The sequence below is a fragment of the Kribbella sp. NPDC055071 genome (assembly GCF_053608045.1).
Map to the genome: position 1 here is coordinate 1 of NZ_JBSGUS010000029.1, position 25042 is coordinate 25042.

At 67.7% G+C, this 25042-nt stretch carries 22 protein-coding genes; 13 read left to right on the forward strand and 9 right to left on the reverse strand.

Annotation, left to right across the window (positions count from 1 at the left end):
- Positions 1 to 101: 101 nt before the first annotated feature.
- Entirely contained in the window at positions 102 to 4214 is a 4113-nt protein-coding gene (locus ACWF4Z_RS33625) for a S8 family serine peptidase (protein WP_452247231.1), read from the reverse strand.
- A 238-nt stretch (positions 4215 to 4452) separates the two neighbouring features.
- On the opposite strand from ACWF4Z_RS33625, the gene ACWF4Z_RS33630 reads away from it, so the two are divergent.
- Entirely contained in the window at positions 4453 to 4818 is a 366-nt protein-coding gene (locus ACWF4Z_RS33630; protein WP_452247232.1) for a hydrogenase maturation nickel metallochaperone HypA/HybF, read from the forward strand.
- Position 4819: 1 nt separating this feature from the next.
- Positions 4820 to 5617, forward strand: coding sequence for a hydrogenase nickel incorporation protein HypB (gene hypB / locus ACWF4Z_RS33635; RefSeq protein ID WP_452247233.1), 798 nt, complete (start codon positions 4820 to 4822; stop codon positions 5615 to 5617).
- Here hypB and hypE read toward each other — a convergent pair.
- The 5 genes from hypE to ACWF4Z_RS33660 form a co-directional block, all read right to left on the reverse strand.
- Positions 5586 to 6647 (reverse strand): hydrogenase expression/formation protein HypE, encoded by a 1062-nt coding sequence (gene hypE / locus ACWF4Z_RS33640; protein ID WP_452247234.1) that lies wholly within the window; start codon positions 6645 to 6647, stop codon positions 5586 to 5588. The genes hypB and hypE overlap by 32 nt on opposite strands.
- Positions 6640 to 7758 carry a hydrogenase formation protein HypD gene (gene hypD, locus ACWF4Z_RS33645; RefSeq protein ID WP_452247235.1) on the reverse strand — a complete coding sequence of 373 codons (1119 nt, stop codon included), beginning with the start codon at positions 7756 to 7758 and terminating at the stop codon, positions 6640 to 6642. The genes hypE and hypD overlap by 8 nt, the downstream gene beginning before the upstream one ends.
- A complete protein-coding gene (locus tag ACWF4Z_RS33650) occupies positions 7755 to 8075 on the reverse strand; it encodes a HypC/HybG/HupF family hydrogenase formation chaperone (protein ID WP_452247236.1) in 321 nt (106 codons plus the stop codon). Before ACWF4Z_RS33650 ends, hypD begins: the two co-directional genes overlap by 4 nt.
- 14 nt (positions 8076 to 8089) lie before the next feature.
- A complete protein-coding gene (gene hypF, locus ACWF4Z_RS33655) occupies positions 8090 to 10366 on the reverse strand; it encodes a carbamoyltransferase HypF (RefSeq protein ID WP_452247237.1) in 2277 nt (758 codons plus the stop codon).
- A gap of 80 nt (positions 10367 to 10446) precedes the next feature.
- Entirely contained in the window at positions 10447 to 10914 is a 468-nt protein-coding gene (locus ACWF4Z_RS33660) for a helix-turn-helix domain-containing protein (protein WP_452247238.1), read from the reverse strand.
- 166 nt (positions 10915 to 11080) lie between these two features.
- Here ACWF4Z_RS33660 and ACWF4Z_RS33665 point away from each other — a divergent pair, with 166 nt between their 5' ends.
- The 9 genes from ACWF4Z_RS33665 to ACWF4Z_RS33705 all read left to right on the forward strand — a co-directional run bounded on the left by ACWF4Z_RS33665 (position 11081) and on the right by ACWF4Z_RS33705 (position 18908).
- A complete protein-coding gene (locus tag ACWF4Z_RS33665; RefSeq protein WP_452247239.1) occupies positions 11081 to 12154 on the forward strand; it encodes an NADH-quinone oxidoreductase subunit B family protein in 1074 nt (357 codons plus the stop codon).
- A 3-nt stretch (positions 12155 to 12157) separates the two neighbouring features.
- Entirely contained in the window at positions 12158 to 13963 is a 1806-nt protein-coding gene (locus ACWF4Z_RS33670) for a nickel-dependent hydrogenase large subunit (RefSeq protein WP_452247240.1), read from the forward strand.
- Positions 13964 to 13980: 17 nt separating this feature from the next.
- A complete protein-coding gene (locus ACWF4Z_RS33675) occupies positions 13981 to 14820 on the forward strand; it encodes a NifU family protein (RefSeq protein ID WP_452247241.1) in 840 nt (279 codons plus the stop codon).
- The gene (locus ACWF4Z_RS33680) at positions 14817 to 15488 is read left to right on the forward strand and encodes a DUF5947 family protein (protein WP_452247242.1); all 672 of its coding nucleotides are present in this window, start codon (positions 14817 to 14819) and stop codon (positions 15486 to 15488) included. The genes ACWF4Z_RS33675 and ACWF4Z_RS33680 overlap by 4 nt, the downstream gene beginning before the upstream one ends.
- Positions 15481 to 16113, forward strand: a complete 633-nt coding sequence (locus ACWF4Z_RS33685) for a DUF6084 family protein (RefSeq protein ID WP_452247243.1) — start codon at positions 15481 to 15483, stop codon at positions 16111 to 16113. Before ACWF4Z_RS33680 ends, ACWF4Z_RS33685 begins: the two co-directional genes overlap by 8 nt.
- On the forward strand, positions 16110 to 17399 hold the full coding sequence (locus tag ACWF4Z_RS33690; RefSeq protein WP_452247244.1) for a hypothetical protein: 1290 nt from the start codon (positions 16110 to 16112) through the stop codon (positions 17397 to 17399). Before ACWF4Z_RS33685 ends, ACWF4Z_RS33690 begins: the two co-directional genes overlap by 4 nt.
- Complete coding sequence (locus ACWF4Z_RS33695; protein WP_452247245.1) at positions 17396 to 17878, forward strand: hydrogenase maturation protease; 483 nt, start codon at positions 17396 to 17398, stop codon at positions 17876 to 17878. The genes ACWF4Z_RS33690 and ACWF4Z_RS33695 overlap by 4 nt, the downstream gene beginning before the upstream one ends.
- A 105-nt stretch (positions 17879 to 17983) precedes the next feature.
- Positions 17984 to 18202, forward strand: coding sequence for a HypC/HybG/HupF family hydrogenase formation chaperone (locus tag ACWF4Z_RS33700; RefSeq protein ID WP_452247246.1), 219 nt, complete (start codon positions 17984 to 17986; stop codon positions 18200 to 18202).
- Between the two features lie 13 nt (positions 18203 to 18215).
- On the forward strand, positions 18216 to 18908 hold the full coding sequence (locus tag ACWF4Z_RS33705) for a DUF6390 family protein (protein WP_452247247.1): 693 nt from the start codon (positions 18216 to 18218) through the stop codon (positions 18906 to 18908).
- On the opposite strand, the gene ACWF4Z_RS33710 is transcribed toward ACWF4Z_RS33705, so the two are convergent.
- From ACWF4Z_RS33710 to ACWF4Z_RS33720, 3 genes are all read right to left on the reverse strand, one after another.
- Positions 18860 to 19246, reverse strand: a complete 387-nt coding sequence (locus tag ACWF4Z_RS33710; protein ID WP_452247248.1) for a helix-turn-helix domain-containing protein — start codon at positions 19244 to 19246, stop codon at positions 18860 to 18862. The genes ACWF4Z_RS33705 and ACWF4Z_RS33710 overlap by 49 nt on opposite strands.
- A gap of 43 nt (positions 19247 to 19289) precedes the next feature.
- Positions 19290 to 19568 (reverse strand): muconolactone Delta-isomerase family protein, encoded by a 279-nt coding sequence (locus ACWF4Z_RS33715; RefSeq protein WP_452247249.1) that lies wholly within the window; start codon positions 19566 to 19568, stop codon positions 19290 to 19292.
- 1866 nt (positions 19569 to 21434) lie between these two features.
- Positions 21435 to 22814, reverse strand: coding sequence for an NAD(P)H-quinone dehydrogenase (locus tag ACWF4Z_RS33720; RefSeq protein ID WP_452247250.1), 1380 nt, complete (start codon positions 22812 to 22814; stop codon positions 21435 to 21437).
- A gap of 31 nt (positions 22815 to 22845) precedes the next feature.
- Here ACWF4Z_RS33720 and ACWF4Z_RS33725 point away from each other — a divergent pair, with 31 nt between their 5' ends.
- Both ACWF4Z_RS33725 and ACWF4Z_RS33730 read left to right on the forward strand, forming a co-directional pair.
- Positions 22846 to 23307: a gamma-glutamylcyclotransferase gene (locus ACWF4Z_RS33725; protein WP_452247251.1), complete on the forward strand. Its 462-nt coding sequence runs from the start codon at positions 22846 to 22848 to the stop codon at positions 23305 to 23307.
- Between the two features lie 29 nt (positions 23308 to 23336).
- Complete coding sequence (locus tag ACWF4Z_RS33730; RefSeq protein ID WP_452247252.1) at positions 23337 to 24974, forward strand: phospho-sugar mutase; 1638 nt, start codon at positions 23337 to 23339, stop codon at positions 24972 to 24974.
- The last annotated feature ends 68 nt before the right edge of the window (positions 24975 to 25042 follow it).

Genomic DNA, 25042 nt, shown 5'->3' on the forward strand with positions numbered 1-25042 from the left:
CTTCGCCGGGGGTCTCTTGGGCGGGGGTCATTTCTGAGTCGTGCTCACACTGCGCCCCGGCGCCCACACGGTCGCCGGGGCTCTGTGCATCAGTACGGCGCTTACCTGGTGATCTTGATCGGGACGGAGAGCGCGGACGGGGCCGAGGACGGGCCGAGGAGCAGCTCGCCGTTGTAGCTCTGACCGGGCGTCATCGCCTTGTTGTAGTCGACGTGCAGCGTGACCGGGGTGTTGGCCGCGACCGGACCGGTGGGTACGCCGGTCACGGTGAGGTCGTTGCCCTGGATCGCGTTGACGTTGAGGGTGAACGTCGGCGTACCGGCGACGGAGAAGCCGTGCACCCAGATCTGGTAGTTGCCATCAGGCGGGCTGACCAGACTGACTGCTTCGTTCGCCGTACCGCCGGCCGACGAGGCAACGATCTCGGACGGCGAGAAGACACCGTCGTTGTTGGCGTCCCGGACCACGTACAGGTCCAGGTCGTTGCTGTCGAGCGCTGTGCTGACGTTCAGCTTGGACGCATGCGTGAGGGTGATGTTCTTCTTCACGCTCGCCGTGGTCGGGTCGTTCGGGTCGTCCTGATGGGCGACCTCGGACGTCGTGCTCGGCTGACTGAGGCCGTAGCCGGCCGCCTTCAGCCCGTCCAGCGGCACGCTCGACTCGAACGTGACGTCGAACCCACCGGTGTCCCCGGTCGCGGTCTGGACGACCGACGACGGCGATACCGACGCACTACCCAGCTGCACCTTGAAGTTGGTGTTGAACTTGTCGCCCTGCCAGCTGACCTGGTGCAGTGCGAGCGCCTGCAGACCTTCCTGCGCCGGCGCGGTCACCACGTCGGCCGGACCGCCGGTGGCCGTGTTGAACCGCCACGCACCCGCCCGGACATTGGTGTTCGGACTCTTCCCGACCGTGTTGATCGTGTACGGCGCTCCGTAGATACACGGATCCTCGAGCTGACACTGGTTCTGCGAGCGACCCATGATCAACGTGTCGAGGTCGGTGTAAGGACCGGAGTCCTCCCAGCTCGTGTTGGCCAGGAACTTCGTGCCCTCGGCCGGTGTCTTCGGTACGTCGAGATAGAAGAATCTCCAGTCACCGGACTCGGCTCGCCAGGTCCAGTCGTTCGCACCGAACACCGACCCGTTGTTGTAGGTGTAGTTGCGTTGAGCCGCCGCGACATCGTCACCGCCGAAGGTGACCGCGCCGGTGATCTTGCCGTTCGCGTCCTGGGTGACCTTGGCCGCGACTGCCACGGAGACCGGAACCACCATCGAGTCCGAACCACGGTTCAGTACGACGGCGCCCGAGTACATCCCGTACGGCGTGCCGGTCGGGACCTTGATCGACGCGGTGAACGAACCGGCCGCGTACCGCGGTGTGGTGACCCACTTCCAGTCGCTGTTCTTGTACCAGTCGATCGAAACCTTGAAGTCGGTCACCGGGATCTTCGCGTTCTTCGCCGAATGCTGCAGGCCGAGGAACAGACCGCTGGCCATCCGCTTGGCCGGGTCCGCGACAAACTCCTGCAGTGCGTTCGAGCCGGCCCGGTGGTACATGAACCGGCTGTACTCGCCCTGCTCCATCTCCGACTTGGCGAAGTCGAGGTCGAGGAAGCCGTCGATGTTCGAGCTGGTCGTCTTGTCGGTGTGGTTGACGACGCCGTTGTGGTTCTTGTCGGTCCACAGCTTGCCGTCGTGGTTGACGTCGGTCCAGTTGTAGGTGAGCAACCGCCAGGCCTGGTCCTCGGTCAGGTCGTTGTTGCCGTCGAACTGCTCGCGTGGATACTCGAGTTTGATCACCATCAGGTCAGAGTCCCGATGCTGTTTCACCTGTTTGGTCAGGTCGACCAGATAGTCCGGAGCGTTGAAGTTCCCGGTGCTCTCCTGGGAGAGATCCTTGCTGCTGAACGACAACGTGCTGGTGTCGGTCCGGACGAGCTGCCGGTCGCTCACCTGCCAGACGCCGGGTCCGCTGAGCTTGAACTTCTGGCTGTCGGTAGCGCCCGGCGCGATGATGTTCGCGAACACCGGGTTCTCGGTGCCGCGGTAGTCGCCGACGCGCCACTCGGTCGGTGACACGACCGCGCGCCGGCCGAGTGCACCGGCAACTGCCTTGCCTGCGTCGATCGATCCGGAGCCCTGGACGTTGGCGTCGTACCCCAGGTCCTTCGACGTCGACTTGAGGATGTCCTGCGCGGTCGAGTAGAAGCCGGCCGGCACCGTGCCGCTGTGCGCCTTCTCGTAGGCCTGGTACAGAAGGGCTGTCGCGCCGGCCGCGACCGGTGTCGATCGGCTGGTGCCGCCCCAGGTGGTCCAGGCGTCCCGGCCGTCGAGGATCGTGTTCAGGGTCGAGTCACCCGGTGCATAGGCGCCGTCGGCAACGACATCCACGCCGTTGGTGGCGTTCGCGCCGAAGCCGCGGTTGGACCAGACCATCACGTCGTTGTCCATGATCTGGCTGGTCCGCACGAGCGAGTCCCAACCGGACCCGCCGAACTGCGTGGACGCGCCGACCTCGATCGCGGTGCTCGGCGCCGCGGCCGTCGCCGTACCGAATCCTGGTGCGCCGTTACCGGTGGAGAACAGGGCTGTGGTCTTGAAGCCGTTGTGGATCAGGTCGGCTTCCTGGCTGGCCGCGTCCCACCCGTCGTTGTCGGTGTCCGACGTCCCGTACGAGTTCGACGTGACGTCGACGCCCTTGCGGGTCGACAACAGGTAGCCGAACTGGGTGGAGAAGTCGAAGCCCATGTAGATGTCGCCGAACGGCGCGAGCTTGGCCTTCGGTGCGCCACCGAGAACGGCACCGGCGTACTTGCCGCCGGGGATGTCCTTGAACGTCGGTGCCTTGCCGTTGATCACGGCCTGGCCGACGATGTTCGACGCGGTCAGCGTGCCGTGGCCCTCGATCGCCGGGTCGAAGTCACCCGTCCAGGCGAGCAGCGAACCGGACGGGAACGGCGCACCTTCGCCACCGAACGCGTCGATTCCGCCGGGGAGTGCGGTGGTGCCGTCGGCGATGAAGTACAGCAGGCCACCGGACAGGTCGGTGTAACCGTCACCGTTCATGTCCCGGTACGACGCGGGCGAGGACTTCGTCACCGGCTTCTCGTCGGCGAACGAGAAGTCGTCGTCCAGGTCGACGTACACGGTGTCGTAGACGCCCGCGGTGTGCGGGTCGGTGAGCAGGACGCCCGGGCGCTCGCCGTACAGCTGGAGCAGGTAGTCGTCCGGGTGGCTGCTGAGCATGACCTTGCCGGACTTGCTCCAGCTGGCCGGGAATGTGTACGTGTGCTGTTTGGTGCCGGCCGGCAGGTTGAAGTTGCGCGACGGGCCGGTCTTGGTGGCGAAGTCCACCGAGCACGTCGTACCGGAGGTCGCGCAGGTCGCCGGGGTGGTCTCGGTGTACCAGGACAGACCTTGGTCGACCTGGCTGGGATCGCTCAGGAGTTGCAGCGTGCCGAACGGGTCGAACGCCTTCGGCCAGCCGTTCCAGCCGGCCTTGTTGCCGGTCTGGCCGGTCCAGGTCTGCCAGGTGTTCAGCAGATCCGGGTGGCCCCAGTCGGTGCCGCCGTCGAGGACGCCGACGGTGATGCCCTGACCGGTGAAGCCCTGGTTCCAGGCGCCGGTGAAGTTGTGGGTCTTGGCGTCCAGCAGGTTCTGCTTGCGGAGCTTCTCGAAGTTCGATCCGCGCAGCGGTGGGGCGTCGGAATACGGGACGTCGTCCGCCTTCACCTTCGCCAGCGCGGTCTGCTTCTCGGCCGCGGTCGGCGCCTTGTGCAGCTCAGGATCCGGGTCGGACAGCGGCTGGCCGGTCTTGGTCAGATCGATCGGCTGAACTGCGACAACCCCTGGCACGGAGGCGAGCTTGGGCAGCGCCTGAACCGGGATCGAACCGACCACCATGCTGGTGTTGCCGGACTTCGCCACCCGCGCGTTGTCCAACGTCCCCTGGGCCGCGGCCGTATCCCCCTGCACCGTCGCGAACACCGCCACCGACGCGGTATCGCCCTTCGTGAGCTTGGCCTCCAGCGCCGGGTCAAGCTTCGCCTTGACCCCATCGGTCGCCGACTTCACCTGCAAGGCACCAGGCCCCGGCGGTGATCCCGACTTGGTAGCTGCCTGCACCGGCGCGGACAGCGACACCAGGACCAAGGTGGCTGCGGCGGTGGTCGAGGCAATGAGCGCACGGGTGCGCTTGGAGCTTCGTCTCATGAGTTCCCCTCCGGACAGGAGCGGTCCCCCCGCGGACCGCAGGCTCAACCCGGTGACAGTAAGCCCGTCCGGCGCCGTTGCGACAGCGATCGGAACGGCCGATTTCGGCCTAGCCAAACGGTTGCTTCACGCAACAGTAACTATTCGTGGCGGATATAAATCCCAGCACCGATTCTCCCCGCGAGACCGCCAAAGACCCCGGTCACGCTCAGTAACCTGTCCCGGCGCAGGTTTTCCCGTGACTTCCGGACTCGCCGGGCTTACGGTCGGGAACGTGCACGAGCTCGCCATCACGGAGAGCGTTGTCGATGCGATCGTCGAGAAGATCGGCGACGGACCGGTGGCTGCCGTCCGGCTCGAGATCGGCAAGCTGTCCGGGGTGGTGACCGACTCGATCCGGTTCTGCTTCGAGATCGTGGCCGGCGGGACCGGGCTGGAAGGCGCTCGCTTGGACATCGACGAGCCGTCCGGGCGGGCGTACTGTCGATCGTGCCGGCAGGAGTTCACTCTCGACGATCCGCTCCTGCTGTGCGGCTGCGGCAGCGCAGATCTGGACATCCTGGCCGGCCGCGAACTGCGGATCGTCTCGGTGGAGGTGCGTTGACATGTGCAGCACCTGCGGTTGTTCGGACGGCACCAGCCGCGTCAGCCTCGTCGACGGGCACACGCACGACCACGAGCATCCTCACGACCACGACCACTCGCACGAGCACGACCACCCGCACGAGCACGAGCACGAGACCAGGACCATCCTGCTCGAGCAGGACATCCTGGCGAAGAACGACGTCCTCGCGGCCGCGACCCGGCACCGGCTGGCCGAGCACGCGATCACCGCGATCAACCTGATGAGCTCCCCCGGCTCCGGCAAGACCACGCTGCTCGAACGCACCGTCCGCGATCTCGCCGGCCAGCGCGAGACCCTCGTCATCGAGGGCGATCAGGAGACCTGGCTCGACGCCGAGCGGATCCGCTCGACCGGCACGCGGGTGGTTCAGATCAACACCGGCGCCGGCTGTCACCTCGACGCGGAGATGCTCGACCGCGGGTTGACCGAGCTCGCCCCGCCGGACGGCTCGTTGGTCTTCGTCGAGAACGTCGGCAACCTCGTCTGCCCGGCCTTGTTCGACCTCGGCGAGTCGGCCCGGGTCGTGATCATCTCGGTCACCGAGGGCGCGGACAAGCCGGCCAAGTACCCGTACATGTTCCGCACCGCCGACCTGGTCCTGCTGAACAAGGTCGACCTGCTCCCGTACGTCGACTTCGACGTCGATCTGTGTTCGGACCTCATCCAGCGACTGAAGCCAGGCGTCGAGTTGCTGCCCGTCTCCGCGACCCGCGGCGACGGCCTCGACGCCTGGCACTCCTGGATCGCTAGCAGATCCGTGGCAACTGCTCCCCGATAGGCGTGTCCACCACCCGCGTCGCACCGAACGTCGTCCTGGTCACGACCATGCCCGGATGCGCCTCCACGCACTGACCGATGACGGCCGCGTCCGCACCCAGCGGGTCCCGTCGCATCGCCGCGAGGACGGCGTCCGCGTGGTCACGCGCCACGATCGCGAGCAGCTTGCCCTCGTTCGCGACGTACAAGGGATCCAGGCCGAGGAACGAACACGCGTTGGCCACCGTCTCGGGCACCGGCAGCGCGCTCTCGGTCAGCTCGATGCCGACGCCGGCCGCCTTCGCGATCTCGTTCAGCGAGGTCGCCACCCCACCACGCGTCGGGTCGCGCAGCACGTGCACATCGGGGCACACGTCGAGCATCGCGGACACCAAGCCGTTCAGCGGCGCGCAGTCGCTGACGACCTCGGTGCCGAACGAGATCCCCTCCCGCACGCTCATGATCGCGATGCCGTGCACCCCGATCTGCCCACTGACCAGTACGACGTCTCCCGGCACCGCCCGCTGCGGCCGGATGTCCACGCCGGCCGGGACCAGCCCGACTCCCGCGGTGTTGATGTAGACGCCATCACCGTGCCCCGCGTCGACGACCTTGGTGTCGCCGGTCGCGATCGTCACCCCGGCCCGCTGCGCGGCCGCCCCGAGATCGGCCGCGATCCGGCCGACGACCGACAGCTCGACGCCTTCCTCGAGGATGAACCCGCAGGACAGGTACGCCGCCTGCGCGCCACTCATCGCGAGATCGTTGACCGTGCCGTTGACGGCCAGATCCCCGATACTCCCGCCCGGGAAGAACAACGGTTGGACGACGAACGAGTCCGTCGAGAACGCCAGCCGGGCATCGCCGAGCATGAAGACGGCCGAGTCCGTGAGGCCGCCCAGTACCGGATTCCCGAACGCAGGCAGGAAGAGATGCTCGACGAGCTCGCCGGACAACTGCCCACCACCCCCGTGGCCCATCACCACCCTGGGGTGGTCGCGCAACGGCAGTGGGCAGGTCCAGCCCTCGAAGTCGACCACCTGCTCAGCCACCGGTGGTCACCACCTCGGCCGGTGTCTCCAACCGCCGGTAGAGGTAGTACGCGGCGCAGGCACCCTCGCTGGACACCATGGTCGCGCCGAGCGGGTTGCGCGGCGTACAGAGCGTCCCGAACGCCGAACACTCGTGCGGCTTGATCAGTCCCTGCAACACCTCACCGCTACGACACACGGTCGACTCCTCGGTGGCGATGTCACGGACCTGGAACCGGTACTCGGCGTCGTACTCGCGATACCGCTCCGACAACCGCCAGCCGCTCTGCGGGATCATCCCGATCCCCCGCCAGGCCCGGTCGGTGGTCTCGAACACGTCGGCCAGCATCGCCTTCGCGGCCGGGTTGCCCTCGTCGCGGACGGCCCGCCGGTACGCGTTCTCGACCACGTGCTCGCCCTTCTCGAGCTGACCGACCGTCCGCAGGATCCCCGCCAGGATGTCGAGCGGCTCGAACCCGGTCACGACGATCGGTACGCCGTACTTCTCCGCCAGCTCGGGGTATTCCGACGTACCCATCACGCTGCAGACATGGCCGGCCGCCAGGAACGCCTGCACCCGGCAGGTCGGCGACTGCATGATCGCCTCGATCGCAGGTGGGACCCGGACGTGGGAGACGAGCAGGCTGAAGTTGGGGATTCCGAGCTTCTTCGCCTGGTACACGGTCATCGCATTCGGCGGCGCGGTGGTCTCGAAGCCGATGCCGAAGAACACCACCTGCTTGTCCGGGTTCTGTTGCGCGAGCCGCAGCGCGTCCAGCGGGGAGTAGACGACCCGGACGTCGCCGCCCTCGCTCTTGATCCGGAACAGGTCCCGGCCGCTGCCCGGCACCCGCAGCATGTCGCCGAACGAGCAGAAGATCACGCCGGGCTGGGAGGCGATCTCGAGCGCCTTGTCGATGATCTCCAGCGGCGTGACGCAGACCGGACAGCCGGGGCCGTGGATCATCTCCACGCCGTCGGGCAGCAACTGGTCGATGCCGTGCCGGACGATCGTGTGGGTCTGACCGCCGCAGACCTCCATCATCGCCCAGGACTTCGTCGTCGTGGCGTGGATCTGGTCGACCAGCTTGCGCGCCAGCTCGGGGTCGCTGAACTCCTCCAGATACTTCATGCCTGCGCCTCCTGCTTCCAGTCGGTACCGGGCGGACGACGTTCCCCGGCCTGCCGTGCGGCCAGGCCCCATTGGTCGCCGAACTCTTCTTCGAGCGCGCCGAGCTTGCGGAACAGGGCGAGCGACTGCATCGCGGACTCCTCGTCCAGCCGCTGCAACGCGAACCCGACGTGCACGATGGTGTACTCACCCACCTCCAAGTCCGGCAGGTATTCCAGACAGACGTCCTTCAGGACACCGCCGAAGTCGACCATGCCCATCCGGGTGCCGTCCTCCTCCCGGATCTCCACGACCCTTCCCGGTACGGCGAGACACATACTGATCCCCTCTCCTAGCGGGCCGTGGCCGCGACGGCCAACTGCCCCAGTGCGAGTCCGGCGTCGGTCGGCGGCACCCGGTGCGGCCGCAGCACGGTGAACCCGGCTCCGGTCAGCGCCCTGGTAGTTGCCGACAGCAACACTCTGTTGACGAACACACCGCCGGACAGGGCGACAGTGGTCAGTCCTCGGTCGGCGCGGACCCGATCGGCCAGCGTCACCATGAGTTCGGCCAGGCCGTGGTGGAACCGGGCGCCGACGACGTCCGGTCCCACCCCACCCAGCACATCGCGGACGACGGCAGCCAGCATCGGCGCCGGATCGATCTCCTCCCCCGTGACCGCGAACTCGTACGCACCGAGCCCTCGATCGGACGAGACCAGTCCTTCCAGCTCGATCGCGGCCTGCGCCTCGTACCCGGCCCGGTGGCACACCCCGGCCAGCGACGAGACCGCGTCGAACAACCTGCCCATGCTGGACGTCGGCGCGCACGCGATGTCCCGATCCAGCTGTACGGCGAGCAACTCCAGCTCGGCCCGCCCGCAGGCGCGGACCGACGGCAGCTCTGGATGCCAGGGCAACCCGGCCGCACGCAAGTGGGACAACGCCATCCGGCAGGGATTGCGAACTCCCGCATCTCCACCGGGCAACGGCACGTACTTGAGATGGGCGACGCGCTCGAACCCGTCGTAATCGGCGAGCAGCACCTCGCCGCCCCACACTGCACCGTCGTCGCCGTACCCGGTCCCGTCGAAGGCGAACCCGATCACGCGGCCTCGATGCCGATGCTCGGCCAGTACCGAAGCGATGTGCGCGTGGTGATGCTGTACGCCGACCACCGGGCGGCCGGCCGCCTTCAACTGAGCCCACTGCCGCGACCGGTAGGCCGGATGCTTGTCGGTCACCAACACCTCGGGTCGTACGCCGGTCAACTCCTCGAGATGCCGTTCGGCCCGCTCGAACGCCTGCAGGGTGGCGAGATCGTCCATGTCCCCGACGTGCGCCGACAACCACGCATACTGGCCGTCGCCCAGACAGAAGGTGTTCTTCAGATCCCCACCCACCGCCAACGCGGGCCGCACCGGGACCGGCAGGTCGATGGGGAACGGCGCATACCCGCGCGATCGCCGTACCGGCAGCTCGACGGCATCCACCATCCGTACGACGGAGTCGTCGCACGGCACGTGGATCGGACGATCGTGGCCGAGCCATCCGTCCGCGAGACCGGCGAGCCGGGTCGCGGCCTCCTCGTCGCTGGTGACGATCGGCTCACCGGACAGATTGCCGCTTGTCATCACCAGGACACACGGACCGGGTTGGTCGAACAGCAAGTGGTGCAAGGGCGTGTAGGGCAGCATCACGCCGAGATCAGGGTTGCCGGGGGCAACAGCATCGGCGACCGCCGCACCGGCCCGGCGGCGGACCAGAACGATCGGATGACGGCTGCCCGTGAGGAGTTCTTCCTCGTCCGCATCGATCCAGGCGATCCGCCGGGCCGCGTCGAGGTCGGCAGCCATCACGGCGAAGGGCTTGTCGCCACGGTCCTTGCGCTTCCGCAGCGTCGCCACCACCGCCTGGTCGCCGGCGTCACAGACCAGATGGAATCCGCCGAGCCCCTTCACCGCGAGGATCGCGCCATCGACGAGCAGCCCGTGCGCGGCCGCCAACGCGTCCTCGCCGTACGCCGTCTCGAGGCCGGGCTGAACCAGCTGCAGCCGGGGACCGCAAGCAGGGCAGGCGATCGGTTGGGCGTGGAACCTGCGGTCGGCGGGGTCGGCGTACTCGCGGGTACAGTCGGGGCACAGCGGGAAGTCGGCCATCGTGGTGGCCGGGCGGTCGTAGGGCAGCCCGGTGATGATCGTGAAGCGCGGGCCGCAGTTGGTACAGCTGATGAACGGGTGCCGGTAGCGCCGGTCGGACGGATCGGCGAACTCGGCCAGGCAGTCCGCGCAGGTCGCCACGTCCGGCGAGACCAGCGTCCGGCCGGGACCGGCGACGGAGTCGAGGATGGCGAACTCGGTCCCACCCTGTGGTGGCAGCGGGTCGAAGGCGACGGTCGCGACCGCGGCGAGTGGCGGGGCGTCGGTGCGGACGCGGCGGCCGAAGGCGTCGACCGCGGCGGCCGGGCCCTCGACCTCGGCGATCACGCCGGCCGCGGTGTTGCCGACCTGGCCGGACAACCCGAGCTCGCGCGCGAGGGAATAGACGAACGGGCGGAAGCCGACGCCCTGGACGACGCCGGTGACCGAAAACCGGCCGCGCACACGTTCCGGTTCGTTCGTGATACTCACCCACCGGGCGCAAGAAATGTCGAATTCCGCGATCAGCGGACAATTCGCACCCTAGACCCGGGCCGCGGATCATGACCAGATCAGGGACCGAAGATCTCGTGCACTTTCCGCAAATCCCGCAGCCGCGGTTCGGTGTCGCCACGCAGCCACCGGCTGATGGTCCGCACCGACACCCCGATCCGGTGCGCGGCGGCCTGCTGGGACAGTCCCTGCCCCTGCAGTACGCCGTTCAACCAGTCGGCGAACGGCTCGGCCGCGGGCTGCATCCGCCGTACGCCGGCGCCGTTCAGCACCTCGACCTCCACGCCGTCGGGGAAGATCCGCACGGTCACGTCGAAGACGCCGTCCTGCGGCCCCGCCGCGGCCAGCAGAGCGGTCGTGATGGCCTGGTAGAGCGCCTGGTTCTCCTCCGGCTCGAGGGTGACCGGATCGAGCGCCTCGCGGACGAACTGCTCGGCGTCGGGTATCGAGCCCGGCCGGGCCGGAAACGACTGCGTCACCACGACCACGGGCGAGACGAACACCTCGCGACCGGATTCGTCCTCCATTGCCCAAGAATACCGGTGGAATGCCTTGGGCCACCCGCTCCGGATTGTCCTGGAATCCAGGATTCCAGGATATCCGGACACCGCCATTAATACCTGACACATGTGTCTGTCGCACCGGCTGTGACCGAAGTACGGTCGAAAAGCCACTGGGCTAGGGAGGCGGATCGTGTCCACGACGCTGGAACCGGAGCAAGCCGCGCAGGAGACCGACGAGGGTGTCGTGCACATCCTCTGGATGAACGGTGGGCTGAGCTGCGACGGCGACTCGGTCGCCCTGACCGCGGCCACCCAACCCAGTATCGAAGAGATCGTCCTGGGCGCGCTGCCGGGGTTGCCGAAGATCGCGGTGCACTGGCCGCTGATCGACTTCGAGTGCGGTCCGGAAACCGGCGCGGACAACTTCATCGCCTGGTGGCACAAGGCCGACCGCGGCGAGCTCGAACCGTTCGTCCTGGTGGTCGAGGGCTCGATCCCGAACGAGGCGGTGCACGGCACCGACGGCTACTGGGCCGGCTTCGGCAACAACCCGGCGACCGGGCAGCCGATGAAGACGTCGGAGTGGCTCGACCGGCTGGCCCCGAAGGCGACCGCGGTAGTTGCCGTCGGCACCTGTGCGACGTACGGCGGGATCCACGCCATGGCAGGCAATCCGACCGGTGCGATGGGCGTGCCCGACTACTTGGGCTGGAGCTGGAAGTCCAAGGCCGGGCTGCCGATCGTCTGCGTCCCGGGCTGCCCGATCCACCCCGACAACCTGTCCGAGACCCTCGTCTACCTGCTCTACCAAGTGGCTGGGCAGGCGCCGATGATTCCGCTCGACGCCGAGCTGCGGCCGCAGTGGCTGTTCGGCCGGACCGTTCACGAAGGCTGCGACCGGGCCGGGTACTACGAGCAAGGCGACTTCGCCAAGGAGTACGGCTCACCGAAGTGCCTGGTGAAGCTCGGTTGCTGGGGCCCGGTCGTCAACTGCAACGTGCCCAAGCGCGGCTGGATCAACGGAGTCGGCGGCTGCCCGAACGTCGGCGGCATCTGCATCGCCTGCACGATGCCCGGCTTCCCGGACAAGTTCATGCCGTTCATGGACGCACCGCCCGGGAGCACGATCTCCAGCACCGCGAGCATGGTCTACGGCACCGTGATCCGGCGGCTGCGCAAGTACACCCAGAACGCGAGCAACAAGGAACCCAAGTGGCGGCGCAAGGGCTCCGAACTCAACACCGGCTACGAGAAGGTCTGGTAGGCCATGACCACCACCGACCCCAAGGTCCAACCCATCGCCACCACCCCGCAGAGCTCCGACGTCGTCGAGATGGCGTGGGACCCGATCACCCGGATCGTGGGCAGCCTGGGTATCTACGCCAACGTCAACTTCAAGTCCAAGGTCGTCGAGGAGTGCCACAGCACCTCGTCGATCTTCCGCGGCTACAGCATCTTCATGAAGGGCAAGGATCCGCGCGACGCGCACTTCATCACCAGCCGGATCTGCGGCATCTGCGGTGACAACCACGCCACCTGCTCGGTCTACGCGCAGAACATGGCGTACGGCGTCGCGCCGCCACACCTCGGTGAGTGGATCGTGAATCTCGGCGAGGCCGCCGAGTACATGTTCGACCACAACATCTTCCAGGAGAACCTGGTAGGGGTGGACTACTGCGAGCGGATGGTCAGGGAGACCAACCCGGGCGTGCTCGAACTCGCCAACCGCACCGAGGCACCGCACGCCGGCGACCACGGCTACCGGACCATCGGCGACATCATGCGCTCGCTGAACCCGCTCGAAGGCGAGTTCTACCGCGAGGCTCTGCACGTCAGCCGCTACACGCGGGAGATGTTCTGCCTGATGGAGGGCCGGCACGTCCACCCGTCGACGCTCTACCCCGGCGGCGTCGGCACGGTCGCGACCATCCAGCTCTTCACCGACTACCTGACCCGGTTGATGCGCTACATCGAGTTCATGAAGAAGGTCGTGCCGTTGCACGACGACCTGTTCGACTTCTTCTACGAGGCGCTGCCCGGCTACGAGCACGTCGGCGAGCGGCGCATCCTGCTCGGCTGCTGGGGCAGTCTGCAGGACCCGGTGCACTGCGACTTCACCTACCGCAACATGGAGTCGTGGGGCCGGAAGATGTTCGTCACCCCGGGCGTCGTGGTCGACGGCAAGCTCGTCACCAACAGCCTGGTCGACATCAACCTCGGCCTGCGGATCCTGCTCGGCAGCTCGTACTATGACGACTGGGCCGACGGCTCGCACGAGAAGTTCGTCGACATCGATCCACTCGGCAACCCGGTCGACGTCCGGCACCCGTGGAACCAGCACACCATCCCGAAGCCGCAGAAGCGCGACTTCTCCAACGCCTACAGCTGGACCATGTCACCGCGCTGGTTCGACGGCACCGACCACCTCGCCCTCGACACCGGCGGCGGACCGATCGCCCGGCTGTGGTCGACCGCGCTGTCCGGTCTCGTCAACACCGACTACGTCCAGGCCACCGGCGAGAGTGTGAAGATCCAGCTGCCGCGGACGGCGCTCAAGCCGGCCACGGCGTACGAGTGGAAGATCCCGCGCTGGAGCAACGCACTCGAGCGGAACCGGGCCCGGACCTACTTCCAGGCCTACGCGGCCGCGCTCGCGCTGCACTTCTGCGAGAAGGCGATGGCCGAGGTCCGTGCCGGTCACACCGAGACGTGGACGCCGTTCAAGGTGCCGGACGAGGCCATCTCGTGCGGGTTCACCGAGGCGGTCCGGGGTGTGCTCTCGCACCACATGGTCATTCGCGACGGCAAGATCGCGAACTACCACCCGTATCCGCCGACGCCGTGGAACGGCAGCGTCCGGGACACCTACGGCACACCTGGGCCGTACGAGGACGCCGTACAGAACACACCGATCTTCGAGGAGAACCCGCCGGATCGGTTCAAGGGCATCGACATCATGCGGGCCGTCCGGAGCTTCGACCCCTGCCTGCCGTGTGGCGTGCACATGTTCGTCGGCAACGGGCAGGAGAAGACCCACCTGCATTCGCCGACCATCGCCGTCAAGCCGTACTGACACTGGAAAGGCTTCAGATGGACCGGCATGACGTCCAGGCGCTGAGTGAACGGATCGACGTGCTGCTGGACGAGGTCCAGCGCCGGGCCGAACCGGCGGTCGCCGGACAGGTCGAGGAACTGGTCCGCGCGGTGCTGACCTTGCACGGCGCCGGCCTCGGGCAACTGCTGAACCTGCTGGACGAGCCGCAGGTCCGGCAGTTGGCCGGGGACGACCTGGTCGCGGGACTCCTGCTGCTGCACGACCTGCATCCCGACGACGTCGCCACCCGGATCCAGCATGCCCTCGACGACGTCCGCCCGTACCTGGGCTCGCACGCCGGCGGCATCGACTACCTCGGGATCGACGACGACGGCGTGGTCCATCTGCGCCTGCAGGGCAGCTGCGAGGGCTGCCCGGGTTCCACCGCGACCGTCCGGATGACGGTCGAGAACGCCGTACTGGACGCCGCCCCCGAGGCAATCGCGGTCGACGTCGCAGGCATGGTCAAGGAGCCGAAGGGCTTGTTGACCATCCAGCCGTTCCGCCCCCACCGGGACGGCTGGCACCAGCTGGACCTGGCGCTACCCCCCGGCCAGGTCCAGCATCTCACCGTCGGCGGGCTCGACGTCCTGGTCGCGAACCTTGCCGACACTTTGTTTGCCTACCGCAACAACTGCCCGATGTGCTCGTCGGCGCTGCACCACGGCCGGCTGGACGGCGAGCGACTTATCTGTCCACGCTGCACAGCGGAGTACGACGTACGCCTGGCCGGGCGGGCGTTGACACCGGAGGGCGGGCCACCGCTCGAGGCGCTCCCGCTGTTGCCTGAAGGTGCCGGCTGGAAGGTCGCGATCCCAGGGGTGCAGCCGGCGTGAGGACATCGCCGACGCTGCGGTCGCTGGCTCGCAACAAACCCCAGCAGCGGGTCGTGGACCCGGTGGCGGTGCTGCGGCAGTTCACCGGCGGAGTCCGCGAGCAGCTCGCACCGGGTGAACAGTGCGAGATGTGCGCCGTACCGATCGGTCCGGAGCACTCGCATCTGGCGGACGTCCAGGGCCATCGGCTGCTGTGCACGTGCCGACCTTGCTACCTGCTGTTCAGCGACGGAGGCGCTTCGCACGGGCACTACCGCGTCGTCCCGGACCGCTACCGGTTCAACGCGGACTTCACGATGTCCAGCGCGCAATGGGACACGATGGGGATCCCGGTCAGCCTGGCCTTCCTCTTCTTCCAGTCCGATCAGGACCGGTACGTCGCCTTCTACCCGAGCCCGGGTGGTCCCACCGAGTCCCTGCTCGATCTGGCCGCGTGGGACGAGGTGGTGGCCGGCGATCCGCTGCTGCAGGAGCTGGTTCCGGATGTGGAGGCCGTGCTGCTGCGCCGGCTGGACGACGGGTTCGAGTGCCATCTGGTCCCGATCGACGCCTGTTACGAGCTGGTCGGGATCGTGCGCCAATACTGGGAAGGCTTCGCCGGCGGCGAGGACGTCTGGCGGCGAATCGACGAGTTCTTCGCGGGCATCCGGGAGCGCGGCCGTGGTTGACCTGACCTTCACCTGCGACGACGCGGAGGCGGACCGGTACGCCGCGACCCCGTCGATCCAGCTGCACCTGCGCATCGAGGAGACCACCGGAACGCCGGTGCACGCGCTGGCGCTTCGGTGCCAGATCCGGATCGAGCCGATCCGGCGCCGCTACAGCGACGAGGAGGCCGAAGGCCTCGCGGATCTGTTCGGGGACCGGACTCGTTGGGGCGAGACGTTGAAGCCGTTGCAGCTCGCTTTTGTCACCCAGATGGTTCCCGGTTTCCGAGGCACGACCGAGGTGGACCTGCAGTTGCCGTGCAGCTACGACTTCGACGTCGCGGCCCACAAGTACCTGTATGCCGTCCGTGACGGCGGCGTACCGCTGTTGCTGTTGTTCAACGGGACGATCTTCACCGGCAGCCCCGGGACCCTCTCGGTGACACCGGTCGCCTGGCAGAAGGAGACGACGTACCAGCTGCCGGTGGCGGTGTGGCGGGCGGCGATGGACCAGCACTTCCCGGGTGCCGCCTGGATGCGGCTCCGGCAGGACACGTTCGACCGGCTCTATCGCTACCGCACCCGGGAGGCGTTGCCCGGCTGGGACGACGCGATCGAGCGACTCTTGAAGGAACAGCTGGAATGACTGTGCCGGCAGCTCAGTTCGACGCGGTTCAGCAGGTCGCGGACACGCTGCTGTTCGAGGGCTACATGCTCTATCCCTATCGCGCGTCGGACGGCAAGAACCGGGTGCGCTGGCAGTTCGGCGTACTGATGCCGCCGGACTACTGCCTGGTCGATCCGTCCGAACGCGGCTGGTCGCAGACCGAGTGCCTGCTCGACGGCGACCGGGCTGCGATCACCGTGCGGGTGCGGTTTTTGCAGGCACAACGCCGTACGGTGCTCGATGGTGACGAGGTCGAGGTCGCGTCGCTGGAGACCACTGATGCGACCTACGTGCCGTGGGACGAGGCCGTCGTGCGGACCGTGGATCTCCAGGCGAACCTGGCGGACTTGCCGCAGGAGGTGCCGTTCACGATCCCGGGCGGCACCGAGACCGAGGCCGTCGGGACGACCGGCTTCCTCCGCCGGACCCGGCTGCCGGTCAGCGGGACAGTTGCCCTGAGCATCGAAACCCTGCCCGGCCCGTACGGCGCCAGTCGCTTGCGGATCCGGGTCACGAACATCTCGCCGGAGGGCAGCTCCGAACGCGTCGGCGCGTTGCGGCAGGCCCTGATCGCCCATCACCTGATGGTCGCCGCCGACGGCTGCCGCTTCCTCTCGCTGCTCGAACCACCCGAGTGGGCCACCGCCTACGCGGCCGGCTGCGAGAACCTCGGTGTGTTCCCGGTGCTGGCCGGGGACCTGCTGCTGTCGTCGCCGATCATCCTGTACGACCACCCGCAGATCGCCGCCGAGAGCCAGGGCGACCTGTTCGACGCGACCGAGATCGACGAGATCCTCAGCCTGCGGACGATGACGCTGACCGAGGAGGAGAAGCGAGAGGTCCGCGGCACCGACCAGCGGGCGGCTGAGCTGCTGGAGCGGGTCGACACGATGCCACCGGAGTTGATGGACCGGCTGCACGGCACGCTCCGCTACCTGCGCAAGGTGACCGAGCCAGAGCCGGCGGACACGCCCTGGTGGGATCCGGGCAACGACGCCTCAGTGTCGCCCGAGACGGACACGGTGCTGGTCAGTGGGGTTGCCGTGGGCAACGGCACCCGGGTCCGGCTGCAGCCGGGCATCAAGCGGGCGGACGCGCAGGACATGTTCCTCACCGGGCGGCTCGGAACGGTCGTCGCCGTACTGTCCGACGTTGATGGCGAGACGCATGTCGCGGTTGCGCTCGACGGTGTGGAGGGCGAGGTCCAGCGGTCGCACGGCCGCTATCTGTACTTCAGTCCGGACGAACTGGAGCCATTGGGATGACTGTGTTGGTGGCCGGCCTCGGCAATGTGTTCTGCAGCGACGATGCGTTCGGGGTGTCGGTGGTCGAGGAGTTGGCGCGGCGGGAGCTACCTCCCGGCGTCGAGGTGCGGGACTTCGGGATCCGCGGGATCCACCTCGCCTACCAGCTGCTCGAGCCGTACAACCTCGTCGTACTGGTCGATGCGGTCCAGCGAGGCGGGCCGCCGGGGACGCTGTACGTGATCGAGGCCGAGCCCGGCGCCGAGCCCGGACCGGACGTGAGCATGGACGCCCACGACCTAGGACCTGACGCTGTGCTCTCGCTTGTGCCGCGACTCGGTGGCACCGTGGGACCTGTGGTCGTGGTCGGGTGCGAGCCGACCTCGATCGACGCAGGGATCGGGCTGTCGCCGGCTGTGCAGGATGCGGTCGGGACCGCCGTACAGATGGTGCTCGACCTGGCCACGCGGCCGGTCGGCGCGGTAGAGGGGATGACGTAATGCGCTGGATGCTGGTGGCGGTTGTACTTCTGCTTCTCCTCGGGATCGGGTACTACGGGGTCGAGGACATCCGCCGTTACCTCCGGCTGAGAGACATGTAGTCCGATGTGCCTCGGCATCCCGGGCCGGGTGGTCGACTGTCCGGACGGCGCGGACCTCGGCCGGGTCGAGGTGGCCGGGGTCGTCCGGGAGATCAACCTGTCCCTGCTCGACGGGCCGTTCGTTCCCGGTGAGTACGTGCTGATCCACAGTGGGTTCGCGTTGGAGCGGATGTCGCGGGAACGGGCCGCCGATGCGCTCGCGTTCTTCGGCGCCGAGTTATGAACCGGGCGCGGCTGTGAGTGGGCCGGCGCTGTTCGTGCGGTACGCGTTCGCGCCCAACCGGCTCGGGTACTGCGGTCCCGCCGACGCCGGCGCGCTGCTCGAGTACGGCGCTCTCGGGCGGGAGGACCGTGGATTCCGCGCGCTGGCCGAGCAGTTCGAGGGCGCGTGGCCCCAACTCCGCCTGATCGCGGCAGCCTCGGGTACGGCGGACCCCCTTGATCGCGAGGTGGTCGAGGCGTACTGGATCGGCAACCGCTTGCTGGACCAGGCCGGCGACGTACAGGGTGGGCTGCCGCATCACAGTTTCGCGGTGTTCTGCCTGTATCCGTGGGCCGATCTGCTCGACCAGGAACGCAGTACAGCGCAAGCCCTTCGGGTGCTCGACCAGTGCCGGATTCGGTGGGGGCAGGTGGTCGCGGACACCGGCTCGGAGGTTGTCGTGGCGTCGCGACCGCTGGTGTGGGACGGCCTACGGTTGTCGCTCGGACCGAAGCGGCAGGAGACCGCGATCCGTGGACTCGACGGGGTCGAGCTGATCGGGCGATTGGCGCCGGGTGAGTGGGTGTCGCTGCACTGGAGCTGGGTGTGCGACCGATTGACCCCGGCCCAACTGGTTGCCTTGCGCCACTATTCGGCGTACCACCTGGAGCTGGTGAATCAGCGCCTGCGGGGGCGGGCCGGGATATCCGGGCCGAGGATCCAGTGAGCGTCGGGCTGGCCGGTCTTCGGGGCGTTCAGGATCGCCGGTCGGTGGTCTGAGCTGCCCGACCGGTCGGGCTCCCAACGGGCCGGGTCCTCGGTCAGGCCGAGCAAGTACGTGACGGTGCAGTCGAGGGCATCGGCCAGCTCAGGCAGCCGGACCACATCGACACCGGCACCGTGCTCGAAGCTGGACAGCGTCTTGTTCGTGGTGCGGATCCCCCGGCGGGCCAGCCGGCTGACGAGCTGCTTCTGGGTCAGGCCGAGCTGCAGTCTCCGGGCACGCAGACGGTGGCTGACGACCAGATGACGGTCGACGGCCAGGTCGGTGCGGTCCTCGAACATGGACAACCCCCTGCAGTCACGATCCACCGACGCCGCGACGGCGTCAATCGCCCGACCGTGGAGATTCCATCTCAGCCAGTGCATGCACCTCGTACCGAGCGAAGTTGAACACCGGCGCCCGCCCGAGCAACCGCTCGAACTCCTCGTGCGAATCCACCTGATAGATCCACGCCCCACCATGCGAACCCACCACGTGATACCGCGACAGCACCTTCCCCTCCCGCTCCAGCCGCTCCCCGTACTCCGGCATAGCCCCCACCGCCCGAGCCATCTCCGGCGACAACAGACTCAATTCCATCCGCCACAACACCAGAAACTTCATAACCCCAACCGTAGCCTTTCGAAGAACAAGAAGACCCAAAAGGGGAACAGAGAAGACAAGGAAAGAAAAGGATAGAGGGAGCTGAGTGCTGGCTGGAGTCGGTGTCATGGTGGCTGCCAGTGGTGGTTGAACGGACGATCGTGTCGAGGGTCGCGGAGCGGACTATGTTCAGCCGGCTAGTCGACGAACCGCTCGTCAACAGAGTATTCAAAGCAGCCGCACCCCGACCGCCAGGCCATCACAATCGTGGTCCAGCAGGGGATTCACGCCTGGCCTCCACCGGGACCGTGGATTGTGATGGCCCGGAGATCCGCTCACGCCGCGACTGGCCGCACATACGCACCGCGCCACTCTATCTTTTCTTTCTCTGTTTCTTTCTTTTCCTGTCTGAGGGTTACTCAGAACCTTCAAAGAAGAAGAGCAGAGAAACAACATAAATGAGGGGCATTCAGAAGCCCTGTGAAGCTTGAACATCAGGGGACGGCGGCGGTCCGGGTGAGCCGGGGCGCCAGCCAGGCACACTCAGCAACCGGGTCGGTGTGGGCTTGTGTCCAGGCTTGAGCGCCCGTCGGGGTAGCGCACGGTCCGTGGTTGAGGAGTGGCTGGGGTACGTTCGCGCCGGCCGCGGCGTGCACCATGCGTCTGCCGCCCGGCACCGACCCAGAGCACCATCGGGAGAGCCTGTACCGGCGGCGCCCAGCGCCCGGCTTAGCCAGGGCCAACACGAACGGTGATCCGTGTGGGTTGTGGGTTATCTCCTCTAATACCAGGGGAGAACCCACAACGGCGAGGGATATCCGGCTCTTGTGACGGGTGTGGGTCTGATCGGTCACCGCTGCGCGGTGGCTGTGTTGCCCCCTTCGGCGGCTGTGTTGCCGCCTTCGGCGGGTGAGCTGAGCGATTTCATGGGTTGGCCCATGAAATCGGGGGATGCGGACCCTGAATACGGGTGTGGAACCCCCGATATCAGTGGCAGACCCACGAATTTGAGTGGGCTACCCAGGAAATCGGGCCGGCGGTGCGGGGCGGGGCGGGCGGGGCGGGCGGGGTGGGCGGGGCGGGCGGGGCGGGGCGGGCGGGGTGGGGTGGGCGGGGTGGGGTGGGCGGGGCGGGCGGGGTGGGCTGGTGGGGGTGGGTTGTTGGGTCGTGGCGATTGGTTCGTGCCGGGATGTTCGAGTCGTGGATTATGTCGCGAACGTCGGGCGTGTCGTTGACCACGATCCACGACTCGATGCCCGATCGGTGAGATATCGAGGTGTGGCCGGATCTGGCAAAGTGGCGGGATTCGTCTCGGTTGGGGAGGATCCGCACCCGGATACGGGACCAGCTATCAGGGGATTGTCGCAACGCCTGCCTGGTGCGGGCGGTTCGGATGCCGTACGCGATGAACCCGCGCAGACGGCACAAGCACCGGGTATCTGTTCGTGTGTGAGCTGCCGCGTCGGATGGTGGGCACGATCCTCGGACCAGACCGTGTTCAAGCTGGCCGGCGAGCCGAGCTTGTCAGCTGGGCATTCACAGCGTCTGTTACCCCGACCGCCACGCCATCACACTCGTCGCCCAGCGGCAGACTCCCGCTCCCCTCCACCGGAGCCGTGAATTGCGATGGCCTGGCGCCCCGCTCGCTCAGTGACTCGTCAGCCCCGATCCCTCACATGCGATGAGTCGTTGCACTCTTCACACGCCGACCACCGACTGGCCGCACCCCCGCACCAAGCCCGCCAGGCACCCAGCCACTCTATCTTTCTGCCCCTGTTCTTTCTTTCCTGCTCTTCTTCTCTGGGTTTATGAATAACCCTCTTTGAATAACCTTCTCTTTCCGTGTTGTTTCTTTTCTTTTCCTTTGTGTCTTCGTCTCTGGGTTTGTCAGTTTCTCAGGTGCAGGCGGCGGGCGGCTTCGGCGATGGAACCGGAGACCGAGGGGTAGACGGTGAAGGACTGGGCCATTTGGTCGACGGTCAGGCGGGCGCCTACTGCCAGCGAGATGGGATGGATGAGTTCGCTGGCGCGGGGGGCTACTACGACGCCGCCGACGATGATGCCGGTGTTGGGCAGGCAGAAGAGTTTGACGAAGCCGTCGCGGACGCCTTGCATCTTGGCTCGGGCGTTGTCGGCGAGCGGGACCTTCACGACCATCGCCGTACTCCCGCCGGCGTCGACGACCGCCTGAGTCAGGCCGACGGTCGCGATCTCGGGGGCGGTGAAGACGTTCGAGGAGACCGTGGACTGGTCCAGCGGGGCGACGGCATCGCCCAGGGCGTGCGACATCGCGATCCGGCCCTGCATGGCGGCGACCGAGGCGAGCATGAGTACGCCGGTGCAGTCGCCGGCCGCGTACACGCCACGGGCCGTCGTCCGGGAGACCCGGTCGACCTGGACGAACCCGCCATCGGTCAGCGACACGCCCGACTCGACCAGATTCATGTCATCGGTGTTCGGCAGCGACCCCACCGCGAGCAGCGCGTGGGAGCCCTCGACCGTCCGTCCGTCGGTCAGCGTGACCACCACACCGTCACCCTGCCGCTTGACCGACTCGGCCCGCGACTTCCCCAGCACCGTGAGACCACGCCGCTTGAACACGTCCTCCAGCACCGCCGCCGCGTCCGCGTCCTCACCAGGCAGCACCCGGTCGCGAGACGACACCAGTACGACGTCACTCCCAAGCGCGTCGTACGCACTCGCGAACTCCGCACCCGTGACACCGGATCCGACCACGATGAGCCGCTCGGGGAGCTCCTCGAGCGCGTAGACCTGCTCCCAGGTCAGGATCCGCTCACCATCGGGCTCAGAGCCCTTGAGGATGCGAGGCCTTGCGCCAGTGGCGATCAGGACCACATCAGCGGCGAGCCGCTCGTCCCCGACCACCACGGTCTCCGGCCCGTCCAGTCGCCCACGGCCCTTGAGGATGCGGACCTTGTCCGACTCCAGCCGCCGTTCGATGCCCTCGGACTGCGCCGTGGCCAGCGCCATCACGCGCTTGTTGACGACAGAGAGATCGACCCGGACCGAGTTGGCCGGATCGTCGTCGCCGTCATCCAGCCGGACGCCGAGCTCGCCGGCCTCCTCCACCTCGGTCATCACCTCGGCGGTGGCGATCAGCGTCTTGCTCGGAACACAGTCCGTGAGCACGCAGGAACCGCCGATCCCGTCGGAATCGACGACCGTCACCTCCGCCCCTAATTGGGCGGCCGCACTCGCCGCTTCGTACCCGCCTGGACCGCCACCGATGATCACAACTCGCGCCACGAGAGGCCATTGTTCCGTATCCTGTGTTTCCGTGACCCTGTACGCCGCGTTTGCGTCGAATCTGGACCCGAACCTGATGTCCGAGCGGTGCCCGTACTCCCCCCTGCGCGGCACCGGCTGGATCACCGGCTGGCGCCTCACCTTCGGCGGCGAGGAGCTCGGCTGGGAGGGCTCGATGGCCACCGTGGTCGAGGACCCGTCGGACCCGACCAACCAGGTCTTCGTCGCGCTGTACGACGTCCATCCCAAGGACGTCGAGCGGCTGGACGAGTGGGAGTGGATCGACCAGAACGTCTACCGCAAGATCCAGGTCCGGGTGCAGACCCTGGACGGTGAGCAGCTGGCCTGGATGTACGTGCTCAACGCCTACGAGGGCGGCCTCCCCTCGGCCCGCTACCTCGGCATCCTCGCCGAGGCCGCCGAAGCCGCCGGCGCACCCGACGACTACGTCGCCGATATCCGCGCGCGGCCCTGCCAGTCGTCAGGACACTAGACCGGCCGGACATTAGTTATCGTGCGGAGGTGACCGATGACCTCCGTACGACGGCCGAAGCCTGGCTGAGCGAAGATCCTGATCTTGACACCCGCGCCGAGTTGCAGAAGCTCCTGGACGCCGGGGACACAGCCGAGCTGGCCGACCGCTTCGCCGGCACGCTCGAGTTCGGTACGGCGGGCCTCCGCGGAGCCGTCGGCGCCGGACCGAACCGGATGAACCGCGTCGTCGTGATCCGAGCCGCCGCCGGGCTGGCGGCGTACCTGAAGGCGAAGGGGCTCACCAACGGACCCGTCCTGATCGGGTACGACGCCCGCCACAAGTCGGACGTGTTCGCGCAGGACACGGCCGCCGTGGTGCGCGGAGCGGGTTTGGACGCCGTGCTCCTGGACAGGCCGACCCCGACCCCGGTGGTCGCCTTCGGGATCAGGCATCTGAAGGCCGTGGCCGGTGTGGTCGTGACCGCGTCGCACAACCCGCCGCAGGACAACGGGTACAAGGTCTACCTGGGCGACGGCTCCCAGATCGTGCCGCCCTCCGACGCTGAGATCGCCGCCGCCATCGCGGCCGTCGGCCCACTCGCCGAGGTCCCCCGCGGCGACGACTGGCAGACAGCCGGCGACGACCTGCTCACCGCCTACCTGGACCGCATCGCCGAGCTCGTCCCGGCGGACGCACCCCGGGATCTGAACGTCGCCTACACCCCTCTCCACGGGGTCGGCCGCCTCCTGGTCGAGGGCGCGGTCGCGCGGACCGGTTTCGCCGTACCGGCGGTGGTCCCGTCCCAGGCTGACCCGGACCCGGATTTCCCGACCGTCTCGTTCCCGAACCCGGAGGAGCCGGGCGCGATCGACGCCGCGCTCGCTCTGGCCCGCGAGGTCGGCGCGGACATCGCGGTCGCCAACGACCCGGACGCGGACCGGTGTGCGGTCGCGATCCCGGCCCCGGAGGCGGATGGTGGCTGGCGGATGCTGCGCGGGGACGAGCTGGGCGGGCTGCTCGGTGAGTTCCTGCTGTCATCCCGACCGGATGGGGTCGCCGCCTGCTCGATCGTCTCGTCATCTCTGCTCGGCAAGATCGCGGCGTCGTACGGCGTCCGGTACGTCGAGACGCTGACCGGATTCAAGTGGATCGGGCGGGTGCCGGAGCTCGTCTTCGGGTACGAGGAGGCGCTGGGGTACTGCGTCGACCCGGACGCGGTGAAGGACAAGGACGGGATCTCCACGCTGGTCCGCGTGCTGCAGCTGGCCGCGGGCGCGAAGGCCGAGGGGCGCACGCTGCAAGATCTGCTGGACGACCTGGCGATCAAGTACGGCCTCCACGCCACCGATCAGCTGGCGGTCCGGGTCGATGACCTCTCGCTCATCCAGACCGCGATGAACCAGCTGCGTGCCACTCCCCCGACCGAGTTGGGGAGCCACGCGGTCGAGCGGGTGGACGATCTGAGCGAGGGGACGGAGACACTGCCGCCCACGGACGGGCTGCGGTACACGCTGTCCGACGGCGCACGGGTCGTCGTACGTCCCTCGGGCACCGAGCCGAAGCTGAAGTGCTACCTCGAGGTCGTCGTGCCGGTGACCGGTGACGATGTAGCGAGTGCCCGCGCGCGGGCAGGCGAGGACCTGACCGGGATCAAGCAGGCACTCTCCACGGCACTCGGCCTCTAGGCCCGAATAGCCGTCGAACAGGGCTCGTCGACAGGGCCCGGGGAGCAGCTGGCGGGTAGCTCCCCGGG

Coding starts and splice junctions, on each gene's coding strand:
- ACWF4Z_RS33650 (WP_452247236.1), bottom strand. CDS start 8,075: ATGTGTCTCGCCGTACCGGGAAGGGTCGTGGAGATCCGGGAGGAGGAC.
- hypD (WP_452247235.1), bottom strand. CDS start 7,758: ATGAAGTATCTGGAGGAGTTCAGCGACCCCGAGCTGGCGCGCAAGCTG.
- ACWF4Z_RS33700 (WP_452247246.1), top strand. CDS start 17,984: ATGTGCCTCGGCATCCCGGGCCGGGTGGTCGACTGTCCGGACGGCGCG.
- ACWF4Z_RS33660 (WP_452247238.1), bottom strand. CDS start 10,914: ATGGAGGACGAATCCGGTCGCGAGGTGTTCGTCTCGCCCGTGGTCGTG.
- ACWF4Z_RS33715 (WP_452247249.1), bottom strand. CDS start 19,568: ATGAAGTTTCTGGTGTTGTGGCGGATGGAATTGAGTCTGTTGTCGCCG.
- ACWF4Z_RS33625 (WP_452247231.1), bottom strand. CDS start 4,214: ATGAGACGAAGCTCCAAGCGCACCCGTGCGCTCATTGCCTCGACCACC.
- ACWF4Z_RS33670 (WP_452247240.1), top strand. CDS start 12,158: ATGACCACCACCGACCCCAAGGTCCAACCCATCGCCACCACCCCGCAG.
- ACWF4Z_RS33695 (WP_452247245.1), top strand. CDS start 17,396: ATGACTGTGTTGGTGGCCGGCCTCGGCAATGTGTTCTGCAGCGACGAT.
- hypB (WP_452247233.1), top strand. CDS start 4,820: ATGTGCAGCACCTGCGGTTGTTCGGACGGCACCAGCCGCGTCAGCCTC.
- ACWF4Z_RS33710 (WP_452247248.1), bottom strand. CDS start 19,246: ATGTTCGAGGACCGCACCGACCTGGCCGTCGACCGTCATCTGGTCGTC.
- ACWF4Z_RS33690 (WP_452247244.1), top strand. CDS start 16,110: ATGACTGTGCCGGCAGCTCAGTTCGACGCGGTTCAGCAGGTCGCGGAC.
- ACWF4Z_RS33675 (WP_452247241.1), top strand. CDS start 13,981: ATGGACCGGCATGACGTCCAGGCGCTGAGTGAACGGATCGACGTGCTG.